The organism is Rhodoblastus sp. (genome assembly GCF_019449565.1).
In the GTDB taxonomy this organism is placed as follows: Bacteria; Pseudomonadota; Alphaproteobacteria; order Rhizobiales; family Beijerinckiaceae; genus Rhodoblastus.
This window is the reverse complement of record NZ_JAGRPM010000070.1, coordinates 67784-78306: the sequence shown is the minus strand read 5'-3', so window position 1 is coordinate 78306 and position 10523 is coordinate 67784. Positions and strand designations below refer to the sequence as shown.

General features: G+C 63.5%; 12 protein-coding genes and 1 pseudogene. 5 read left to right on the top strand and 8 right to left on the bottom strand.

Annotated features, from left to right (window positions below; translation table 11 throughout):
• A pseudogene (locus QZ409_RS16295) lies at positions 1-205 on the top strand (putative sulfate exporter family transporter); the annotation flags it as partial.
• 100 nt (positions 206-305) lie between these two features.
• On the opposite strand, the gene QZ409_RS16290 reads toward QZ409_RS16295, so the two are convergent.
• From QZ409_RS16290 to QZ409_RS16260, 7 genes are all read right to left on the bottom strand, one after another.
• Positions 306-1271, bottom strand: coding sequence for a phosphate acetyltransferase (locus QZ409_RS16290; RefSeq protein ID WP_296713391.1), 966 nt, complete (start codon positions 1269-1271; stop codon positions 306-308).
• 201 nt (positions 1272-1472) lie between these two features.
• On the bottom strand, positions 1473-1856 hold the full coding sequence (locus QZ409_RS16285) for a DUF1622 domain-containing protein (RefSeq protein WP_296713390.1): 384 nt from the start codon (positions 1854-1856) through the stop codon (positions 1473-1475).
• A 168-nt stretch (positions 1857-2024) separates the two neighbouring features.
• The gene (locus QZ409_RS16280; RefSeq protein ID WP_296713389.1) at positions 2025-2477 is read right to left on the bottom strand and encodes a hypothetical protein; all 453 of its coding nucleotides are present in this window, start codon (positions 2475-2477) and stop codon (positions 2025-2027) included.
• 46 nt (positions 2478-2523) lie between these two features.
• Positions 2524-2862, bottom strand: coding sequence for a hypothetical protein (locus QZ409_RS16275; protein WP_296713387.1), 339 nt, complete (start codon positions 2860-2862; stop codon positions 2524-2526).
• Positions 2859-3122, bottom strand: coding sequence for a hypothetical protein (locus QZ409_RS16270; RefSeq protein WP_296713385.1), 264 nt, complete (start codon positions 3120-3122; stop codon positions 2859-2861). The genes QZ409_RS16275 and QZ409_RS16270 overlap by 4 nt, the downstream gene beginning before the upstream one ends.
• 10 nt (positions 3123-3132) lie before the next feature.
• A complete protein-coding gene (locus QZ409_RS16265; RefSeq protein WP_296713384.1) occupies positions 3133-3267 on the bottom strand; it encodes a hypothetical protein in 135 nt (44 codons plus the stop codon).
• Between the two features lie 260 nt (positions 3268-3527).
• Positions 3528-3740, bottom strand: coding sequence for a cold-shock protein (locus QZ409_RS16260; protein WP_296713382.1), 213 nt, complete (start codon positions 3738-3740; stop codon positions 3528-3530).
• 310 nt (positions 3741-4050) lie between these two features.
• Between QZ409_RS16260 and QZ409_RS16255 the strand changes: the two genes are divergently transcribed.
• Positions 4051-4920 (top strand): transglutaminase family protein, encoded by an 870-nt coding sequence (locus tag QZ409_RS16255; protein WP_296713380.1) that lies wholly within the window; start codon positions 4051-4053, stop codon positions 4918-4920.
• A gap of 56 nt (positions 4921-4976) precedes the next feature.
• On the opposite strand, the gene QZ409_RS16250 is transcribed toward QZ409_RS16255, so the two are convergent.
• A complete protein-coding gene (locus QZ409_RS16250; protein ID WP_296713379.1) occupies positions 4977-5213 on the bottom strand; it encodes a hypothetical protein in 237 nt (78 codons plus the stop codon).
• A gap of 266 nt (positions 5214-5479) precedes the next feature.
• Here QZ409_RS16250 and QZ409_RS16245 point away from each other — a divergent pair, with 266 nt between their 5' ends.
• From QZ409_RS16245 to QZ409_RS16235, 3 genes are all read left to right on the top strand, one after another.
• The gene (locus tag QZ409_RS16245; protein ID WP_296713376.1) at positions 5480-6577 is read left to right on the top strand and encodes an AI-2E family transporter; all 1098 of its coding nucleotides are present in this window, start codon (positions 5480-5482) and stop codon (positions 6575-6577) included.
• Between the two features lie 257 nt (positions 6578-6834).
• Positions 6835-9000, top strand: a complete 2166-nt coding sequence (locus tag QZ409_RS16240) for a type I secretion system permease/ATPase (RefSeq protein ID WP_296713375.1) — start codon at positions 6835-6837, stop codon at positions 8998-9000.
• Positions 8997-10481: an HlyD family type I secretion periplasmic adaptor subunit gene (locus QZ409_RS16235; protein WP_296713374.1), complete on the top strand. Its 1485-nt coding sequence runs from the start codon at positions 8997-8999 to the stop codon at positions 10479-10481. The genes QZ409_RS16240 and QZ409_RS16235 overlap by 4 nt, the downstream gene beginning before the upstream one ends.
• Positions 10482-10523 lie beyond the last annotated feature (42 nt).

Sequence of the window (10523 nt, the reverse complement as noted above, 5' to 3'; positions counted from 1 at the left end):
GGGCCTGATTCCGGAAGCCGTCCTGCCCGTCATCGAGCGTTTCGCGACGATCTTGACCGTCCTGTCGATGGCGGCGCTTGGCCTTGAAGTCGATTTGGGCAACCTGCGGCGCGTCGGCGGCCGGGCCACGATCGCCGTCACGCTTTCGCTGTTGACGCTGATCGCGATCAGCTACGCCCTGATCCGACTGATGGGGACCGCCTGAAAACGGCCCCCACGCCTCCAAGGCGCGCGATCAAACGCGTTGCGGGCTCGGGAAAACATCAACAATGAAGATGGAAGCCTTGGCGCCCGTGACGCCGCGCTCAGTCGATCGAGGCGGCGGCCGCCTTGCGCCGCGCGGCGGCGACCAGCACCGCCACGGCGCAGGAGGCCAGCCGCGTGATCACGGAATCCGCTCGGCTGGTCAGGATGATCGGAACGCGGGCGCCGAGCACGATCCCGGCGGCGTCGGCTCCAGCCAGAAAGGACAGGCTTTTCGCCAACATGTTTCCCGCTTCGAGATCGGGAACGGCCAGCACATTGGCATGGCCGGCGACTGGCGAAACGATTTTCTTGATCGCGGCCGCCTCGGGGCTGATCGCATTGTCGAGAGCGAGCGGGCCTTCCAGGATCGCGCCCGTGATCTGGCCTCTGTCGGCCATTTTACACAAGGCCGCCGCCTCGATGGTCGACGGAACCTTCGAGTTCACGGTTTCCATGGCGCTGAGGATCGCCACCCGCACCTCCTCCGCGCCAAGCGCATGGGCGAGGTCGATCGCGTTCTGGATGATGTCGGCTTTCTCCTCGAGCGTCGGCGCGATATTGATCGCAGCGTCGGTGATGATGAGCGCCTCGGGATGATTGGGCACGTCCATCACGAAGCAATGGCTGATGCGCCGGGATGTCCTGATGCCGGCCTGTTTCGAGACCACCGCCCCCATCAGTTCGTCAGTGTGCAGGCTGCCCTTCATCAGCGCCTCGACCTTGCCGGCGGCGACCAGCTCCACCGCCTTGGCTGCGGAATCGTGACTATGCGCGGCGTCGATAATTTGCAGGCCTTCGATATTCAGTCCGGCCTGGCTGGCGACCTGGCGAATGCGGTCCGCCGGGCCGACGAGGACGGGCTCGATCAGGCCCAGCTGCTGCGCCTCGACGGCGCCCTTCAGGGAAACCTCGTCGCAGGGATGGGCGACCGCCACGTTGATCGTCGTTTCATTTTTCGCGGCGGCGATCAGACGATTGTATTTTTCATGGCGTGGCTTCACGCCCCGATCCGCTTCTTCCGTCATTGCGCGCTCCCATGCCCTTTGGCTTTTCTCGTTATCCGCGCCGGCAATTTACGCCATTGTTCAGGCAGTCCGGCGCCCGTATCGGATGATCGCGATTTCCGCGCCGCGCGTAAAGCGTTGCGGCCGCGGTTTCGGACGGCTGGCCGGCGGCGGCGACGAAACTCAGATGGACGAAGCCAAGACAGACTTTTTTCCTGGCCGCTAACGTCGATTCGTCTCAATTTGAAGGGCTTCTTTTTCCGCGCGTCGCCATGGCCAGCAACCCTCGATTTCGGTTTCGAGCGAAAAACTGAGGAAGGTCCGTATCAGAACAATGCCGGCAAGCAGACCGACGCTCTCAATTGTCAGCGGCGCAGTGATCGTCGAGATGATATCCGCGCCGACGAGCAGTTCGAGTCCAAGCAAAATCCCTCGTCCAATATTTGAACGATAGGGCGGGTAGGCAGGCTCAAAATCTCCCGCGCGCCAACTGTCGCGGATAAACACAGCCGTCGAAAGGATGATGCCGCCGACAATGATTAAAACGCCCCCGAGTTCGAGCGCTTTGGCCAGTTGATCGACATAAGCATGGATCTCCTGGGTCAAGGTCACAATCTCGTTCGGCAATCGGCTCAGAAGCGTAACAGATCGAGCCAGCATAATGAAAAATGCGACCGCGGACAACAATACCGGTTTCGGGTGACGAGCACAGGTTCGAGCAGCTCATGGAAGGTTCGCATGCGCCGTATCGCCCCTTGGGGCCATGCCTGCGGTCTATTGATCGGCAGCGGCCGGCGCGGACACGGGCGCTTCTTGCGATCCGGCGCCGGATCGTGTCGCCGCCTTGAAAAAGGAAACCAGCGCCAGCCCGAGCATCAAGGCGACGATGACCGGCACAAGCGGGTTCCGGGCCGTGGAGCCCTTTTTCGTCCGCGATCCGACAAAGCTAAAATCCAGGTTTTCGCGCGACGCGGGGAGAAGGGAAAACAGCCGTTTCGCGATGGCCGTGTTCTCGGCCTCGCCACGAACCGGGATCAGGCGAGTCAAGGCTTCGAACGCGCCGGCTTTCGGCAGTCGCGCGATGCGGGCCGCCTCCTGCCACGGATCGGCGCCCGAGCGCGCGATGGCCGACACCATGGTCAGCGGCGCTCCGTTCGCCTCGTCGCACACGACAGCGTAGAGGAAGGGCTCGTATTCCGAGCCAAGCGGCGGGAAGGCTTGTGGCAAGTTTGATCCAATCCTTGCGGTCCGCCGCATGTCGACAGGCGTCCGTTCAATGACGCCAGTCAGCAAGCGATGTCGGCAATTGTCCTGTGACGTCGACATGGGCGACGTCGGCGGCGGGCGCCAGCGTGGAGTCCGAAAAGGTGAGATCGAGGACGAATCCCCGGTCGGTCAGGAGTTGAAGGTCCGTGCGGCCAAACAGGCCCTTGAGAACCTCTGCGGGCGCCTGGATTTCGCCGCAGCCCGTGACGCCCACGGCGGCGCGGAAATAGCCGTCGATATCGAAATTGGCCTCGGCGACGGTCTTGCCGTTTTGCGTGACGACGCCCTGTCCGGAAATGCCTCCGAGATAGCGCAGCGCCTTGGTCTTGTTGTTCATCGCTCTCATCTGCTCTCTCCATCTGCCGTCAATGCGGCCGAAAGCTCATTGGCGTCGATGGCGATCGTCTCTTCCCGCCGCCCCGCGGTCGCCAGCGACGGAAGCCGCAGCATGGTCGCGACACGGCGAAAGGCCACGAAGGACAGGCCTGAAATTTCTTCCTCGTCGGTGATGACGCGATAGGTCCCCGCCGGCTGCGGTTGGTCCAGTTCAGGAAGGGAAAACGGACGTTTGAACGTGACGGTCGTCTCCGTGGTGCGAACGGTCATGGACGGTCCCTCACTGCGCTTTCTTGATCGGCTTGATCGGCGTCAGGCTGCCCGTCAGCATCGAGGACGCAGTCGGTGCAGTCGGCGGCTTGATCGCTTTCGGTTTCTTGGCTTCGCGATTGCCGTGCTTGCGTTCCTTGACCATGGTGAGCTCCTGTCGCGCGACATCGCGCGTTAGCGTGAAACGCCGCGCGCATGCGCAAGCGCAAAGCCCCGCAACCTTCACCAGGCACGGGGCTTTGGAAGCGCAGGGCGCTCCGCCAGGTGAGAAAACTCTCTGGAAAAAAGCCGCACTCCCGCGAGTGGGGGGCCATCGCGGGCCAGATCGCCAGTACATCCGTGGTCGACCTGAAAAGACGCGGCTAAGGCCGCAGGGTTCAAAAACTCAAACCTTGCGGCAAAGGATCAGCTGAGCATTTCAAGCTTTTCGGCCGAAAGCTTTCCGCTTCTCTGGTCGGCGACCAGTTCGAAGGCGATCTTGTCGCCTTCGCGCAACTGGCTCAGGCCCGAGCGCTCGACGGCGCTGATATGGACGAAAGCGTCCTTGCTGCCGTCATCCGGCACGATGAAGCCGAAACCTTTTTCGGCGTTAAACCACTTTACGGTTCCCCTGGACATGGAAACCCCTTTTCAGAATAGATGTAAATGCTTGCCGGCGGAGCCGCCGGCTGTCGAAATCGCGTTTTCAGGCAAGATGTTCTTGTGGAGCTGTTGTAGTTTTCAGAACAGAAACGCAACCAGCGAGCCGTCTATCGACTTTCTCAATATGGCGATTTTCTATCCGAAAACAAGTGACGATGACAACTATATCAATATGGCGTAGGTTAAGTCGGCTGGCGGCGCAATGGCCGAGGCGCTCCCGCTCGGACGCCGCCACCATGCTCGGCCCAGGAGCCGCCTCCAGGCTCGGCCCAAGACGAGGTCCCGCTTGACCACGCTGCAAATCCGCCACCGCACGACCTATCGCTACCGACAGCCGGTAAGCCTCGGACCGCACCGGCTGATGCTTCGCCCGCGCGAAAGCCGGGAATTGCGGCTGATATCAAGCGAATTGACGATCGATCCGCCGGCGACCGTGACCTTCGCCCATGACGTATTCGGAAATTCCGTCGCGACCGCCTATCTCAACGCCTTCGCGGACAGGCTGACGATCGAATGCCTGACGCTGCTGACGCTCGACGCCGTCGCCTGGCCCATCTTCGACGTCGCGGCCTCGGCGATTTTCTATCCGTTTCAATATGCCGAGGACGAGCGGACCGATCTCGGCGCCCTGATGTTCCAGCAATATGCCGATCCAAATGGCCGCCTGCGCGATTGGGCCTGGGCCTTCGTGCGCGGCGCCCAAACAGACACCCTCGCGCTGCTCAAGGACCTCAGCGTCGGCGTGTCGTCCTGGATCAATTACCAGAGCCGCGAAGACGAAGGCGTGCAATCGCCTGTCCAGACGCTCGATCGCGGCTGGGGCTCGTGCCGCGATTTCGCGGTCCTGTTCGTGGAGGCGGCCCGCTGCCTGGGCTTCGGCGCGCGGATCGTCTCCGGCTATTTACATGGCGCCGAAACAGGGGTCCTCGGATCGGCCGACGCGGGCTCGACCCACGCCTGGGCGGAAATCTACGTCCCCGGCGCAGGCTGGATTACCTTCGATCCGACCAACCGCAGTTTCGGCGGCTTCAACCTGATTCCCGTCGCGGTGGCGCGCGACATCCGGCAGGCCATGCCCATGGCGGGAAGCTTCGTCGGCGCCAGCGACGCCTTCATGGGCATGGAAGTCGAGGTCGAAGTCACCGCGCCGCCTTGAAAACGCAACAGGGCCGCCAATCGGCGACCCTGTTGCGCGCCTGTGGTCCGCGCTGCTTAATAGCGGTGATGATAATGCCGATGATAATGGCGGTGGTGATGGAACCCGCGCGCGATGGACGGTCCCGCCGTGTAGCCGATCGCCCCGCCCGCGACAGCGCCCACCGGCCCGCCGACGATGGCGCCGGCGCCCGCGCCCATCAGACCTTCATTCAACCGCTCTCCGGCCGTCGCGGCGCCGCCGCTCAAAGAGACTCCCGCCAGGAGTGTCAGCACAAGAAAAAACCTTGTCATTTTAGCAGTCCTTCCGAGAACAATCCCGCCGGCCAGCCGCCAGCCAGCAATGCCTCTAAATATAATACGTTCGGAGGCGCCCCGGGTTCCCGCCTCGGGCGCCCCTCGAACCTAATTGCGCGGCGCAATGATCTTTTGCGTCCTTCGCGTGTTGTTCGACGATGGACGGAGACATGTCGATCAGCGCCGGGTGAAAGCTGCGCCGGAGGCCGGATCTGGCGAAAGGGCGACTTATGAGCACGCTTCAATCGGCGCAGGATCAAAGCATGACGGATATAGAGCCGGAAACCGCAACGGCCGCTGAAGCCGAGACGGATATGCCATTGCCGTCCGACCCGCAGGTGATTTTCCTCGGCGGGCTGTTCATCCTCGCTGTGCTGGCGGTGGCCTATGTGGCGCGCGACATTTTCCTGCCGCTGGCTTTCGCCATAACATTCAAGCTCCTGCTGCAACCGGCGATGCGCCTGCTGGAGCGGGCGCATATTCCGCGCCCCATCGCATCGCTGTTCATCATCCTGGCCCTGCTGGGCGCGATCGTCGCCCTGGGCGCGGCCATCGCCGGCCCCGCCGGCGCCTGGGCGGCCAAGCTTCCCGAAGGTGTCGCCAAACTGCAGGAACGGCTCGGCTTTTTTCGGGGGCCGTTCAATACGCTGCTCACCTTCTTCCACGAGGTGGAAAATATCGGCTCAACCGGCGCGCCCAACGCTTCGAGCGGCCCACTGGCGGGCTCGGGACTGCTGTCCGTCATATTCGCCGGCGCCCGAAGCTTCGCCGACGGACTGTTCACCACGGTGCTGTTTCTCTATTTCCTGCTGCTGTCGGGCGATAGCTTCCTGCGGCGACTGGTGGAAATCCTGCCGCGCTTCGGCGCCAAGCGCCAGGCCATCGATATTTCGCAACAGATCGAAGACGATATTTCCGCCTATCTGGCGACCATCACCGTCATGAATGTCATCGTCGGCCTCGCCACCGCGCTGGTGATGCATTTCACCGGGGTTGGAGACCCGATGCTTTGGGGCACATTCGCATTCCTGATGAATTACGCGCCGATCATCGGCCCCGCGCTCTGCGCCTTCGTGTTCCTGCTCGCGGGGCTGCTGGCGCTGGACGGGTTCTGGAATGCGCTGACGCCCGCCGGCCTCTATCTGGCGATCCATCTCATCGAAGGCGAGACATTGACGCCGCTGCTTCTGGCGCGGCGCTTCACGCTCAATCCGGTGCTGGTGATCTTTTCGCTGGTGTTCTGGTTCTGGATGTGGGGCATCCCCGGCGCGATTCTGTCGGTGCCGATGATGGCGATCCTGAAAATCATCTGCGACCGCTTCAGGTCCCTCGCCGCGCTCGGCCATTTCCTCTCGGGCTAGGCGCCCCGACCGCTGCCGGTCTTGCCGACAGCCGGAAGGCTTCGTCACCACTCCCAATGGGTTCGGGCGACGTCATTTTCGCCGGGGACTGAGCGCAAATGGCGTATTCGTGCTGCTACGAAGAGCGTGTAATGTGGCGACCAACCTCATGATTTCATGGGGCCGGCCCGTTCAACGCCCGCCGGATCAACGAGTTTCCCCAGGCGAGCTTAGCCCGAGCAACGCCCGGTAAAGGAATTCCAGCTAGCATTGAGACAATGAACCAGGCAGCCTCTCCGGCCCAGGCCGTCCAATCCAGCCAATTTTCGGGCCTCTCCGCCCTTTGCGGGATCGCCGCCTATTACCGCATCGCCGCCGATCCCACGCATCTCGCCAAGGAACTGGCCCTGCGCCACGACGAAGCGGATGATCGGGACATCGTGCGCGCCGCGCAGGCGATCGGCCTCAAGGCGCGCGTCATCGAGAACCCGACGCTGAAGCGCCTCGCCTGCGCGCCGGTCCCCGCGATTCTGCGGCGCCGCGACGGCGGCTATATCGTGTTCGGTGGCAAAAGCCCGAACGGCCTGTGGCGCGTGGTCGATCCGACCAGCCGCATTGCGTCCGAAACCACGCTGGAAGAGCTCATCGCGACCATCGCGCCCGTTTTGGTGCTGGTCGGGCGGCGTTTCCAAGGCGCCGGGGTCGATCCCCGCACTTTCGGCTTCATGTGGTTCGCGCCCTCGCTCTGGCGCTATCGCAAGCCGCTGATCCATGTGCTGATCGCGTCCTTCTTCGTCCAAATCTTCGCGCTGGTCTCGCCGATCTTCTTTCAGGTCGTGATCGACAAGGTCCTGACCCATCGCGGCTATTCGACCCTGTTCGTGCTGGTCGGCGGCCTCGCGGCGATCGGCCTGTTCGACGTGGCCTTGCAATATTTGCGCGCCTACGCCTTGTCCCATACCTCCAACCGCATCGACGTCGAGCTCGGGCAGCGGCTGTTCCGACATCTTACCCGCCTGCCGGTCTCCTATTTCGAGACGCGGCCGACCGGCCAGACGGTGGCGCGCATGCGCGAGCTGGAAACGATCCGCTCCTTCCTCACCGGCCAGGGCCTGTTCTCGGCGCTCGACCTCTTCTTCACCTTTGTCTTCATCGCGGTCCTGTTCGCCTATTCATGGAAGCTGACGCTGATCGTGCTGGCGACCATTCCGCTCTATCTCATCATCGCCGCCATCGCGCGCCCGATGTTGCGCGAAAGGCTGAATGAAAAATTCAACCGCGGCGCGGAGAGCCAGCAATTCCTGGTCGAATCCATCGTCGGCATGCAGACGATCAAGGCGGCCGCGGTGGAGCCGGTGGTTTCGCGGCAATGGGAGGAGCGGCTCGCGGCCTATGTCCGCTCGGCTTTTCATACGGCGATGCTCGGCGCCAAGGGCCAGAATGCCATCCAATATGTGAACAAGCTCTCGACCGCCGCGCTGCTGCTGTTCGGCGCCAAGGCGGTGATCGACGGCGAATTGTCTGTCGGCGAGCTCGTCGCCTTCAACATGATCGCCGCCCAGGTGGCGCAGCCGGTGCTGCGGCTGTCGCAATTATGGCAGGATTTCCAACAGGTTCAGGTTTCGGTCGAGCGGCTGGGCGACATTCTCAACTCTCCGGTCGAGCCGACGCCGGCGGTGCGCATCCAGCTTCCGCCGCCGCGCGGCCAGATCGAATTCCGCAATGTTTCCTTCCGCTACCGCCCCAATGCGCCGATGGCGCTCAAGGGAATCTCGCTGCGCATCGCGCCGGGCAAGACGGTCGGCATCGTCGGTCCCTCGGGCTCCGGAAAATCCACGCTCACCAAGCTCGTGCAGCGCTTCTACATTCCCGAGGAAGGCCAGGTCCTGCTCGACGACGGCGACCTGAGCCAGGCCGATCCCGCCTGGCTGCGCAGCCATATCGGGGTGGTGCTGCAGGATAACCTGCTCTTCAACCGCTCGATCCATGACAATATCGCGCTGGCCAATCCGGCCATGCCGCGCGCCCAGATCATCGCGGTGGCGCGGCTCGCCGGCGCCGACGAATTCATCGGCAAGCTGCCGCAGGGCTACGACACCATGATCGAAGAGCGCGGCGCCAATCTCTCCGGCGGCCAGCGCCAGCGCATCGCCATCGCCCGCGCGCTCGCGACCAATCCGCCGATCCTGATCTTCGACGAGGCGACTTCCGCGCTCGATTACGAAAGCGAGCGGATCATCCAGCAGAACATGCGCCAGATCGTGCAGGGCCGCACGGTGTTCATCATCGCCCATCGCCTGGCCGCCGTGCGCGATTGCGACGCCATCATCGGCATGGTCGATGGGCGTCTGGTCGAAGCCGGAACCCATGCCGAGCTGCTCAAGAACCCGCAGGGACTCTATGCGCGCCTCTGGGCGATGCAGAACGAGGGAGCCCGGGCATGAGCCAAGTCGTGAAGGAGGTCATCAAGGAGGGCGTCAAGGAGGCGACTCCCCAACATGCCCCCGAAGCGAAGAAGGAGCTGCCCTTCGTCGCCGACCGCGAATTCCTGCCGGCGGATCTGGAAATTCTTGAAACACCGCCCTCGCCCGTCCGCATGGCGCTGATCCTGCTTATCAGCGGGCTGTTCGTCGCGGCGCTGATCTGGACCTGGTTCGGCCGTATCGATATCATCGCCGAGGCCCAGGGCAAGATTCAGCCGACCGGGCGCGTCAAGGTGATCCAGCCGCTGGAAACGGGCAAGATCGCCGCGATCACGGTGGAGAACGGCCAGCATGTCAGCGCGGGCCAGGTTCTGCTGGAGCTGGAGCGCGGCGACACCAATGCGGACCAGGCCGACGCGCAGGCCTCATTTGACGCCTATCGCGCCGAGGCCCGGCGCCGTGCCGCCGCGCTCGAGGCGGCGCAGTCGCGACGCCTGACGCCGCCGCCCGCGATTTCCTGGGATTCCGACGCCCCGCCCGGCATCCGGGCGCGCGAGGATCAGGTGCTGGCCGGCGAACTGAGCCGGCTCGCTGATTTGGCCGCGGGCCTCGACGCCCAGATCCGACAGAAGGAAGTGGAGCGCGACCGGCTGACGGAAACCATGGCCGCGCAGCAAAAGCTGGTGGAGACCCTGCAATCGCGCGTCGATATGCGCTCGAGCCTGGTCAAATCGGGCTCCGGCGCCAAATCGGCCGTGATCGACGCCGAGGAATCGCTGCAATATCATCAGACGCAGCTTTCCCAGCAAAGAGGCCAGCGCGACGCCGCCGTCGCCAATCTCGACGTGCTGGCGCGCGAAAGGGACAAGACCTTTTCGAATTTCATCGCGGAAAACGCCCAGAAAATGGCCGAGGCCCAGCGCCAGGCCGACGACTGGCGCGAGAAGCTCGCCAAGGCCAAGCTGAAATCCGGGCGGATGAGCCTGACCAGCCCGATCGACGGCACGGTCTATGGCCTCTCGGTCACCACCGTCGGCCAAGTCGTCTCCAGCGGCGAAGAACTGATGCGGATCACGCCGACGGGCGCCGCGCTCGAAATCGAAGCCTATCTCGCCAACAAGGACGTCGGCTTCGTGAAGCCGGGCCAGAAGGCGGTGGTCAAGATCGAAAGCTTCCCCTTCACCCGCTATGGCGCGCTGTCCGCGACGGTCGAGCGCGTCGCCAGCGACGCCATTCCCGAGCCGGAGGCGCAGCAGACCGAGGGCGATCCCGCGCGGGCGCGCCGCGACAAAACTTTCGCCGGCGCGCAGCGCACCCAGAACCTCGTCTTCCCGGTGACGCTGAAGCCAGAACGCACCACCATGGACATTGACGGCCAGATCGTGCGGCTGACGCCGGGAATGGCGGTCACGGTCGAGATCGCCACGGGAAACCGCCGCATCCTCGAATATATCTTCTCTCCGCTGGTCGAGACCGGCGCCCGGGCGATGAAAGAGCGGTAAGTTTCGGCGAGGGTCTTTTCTGCGGTCATAGACGGACGCCAA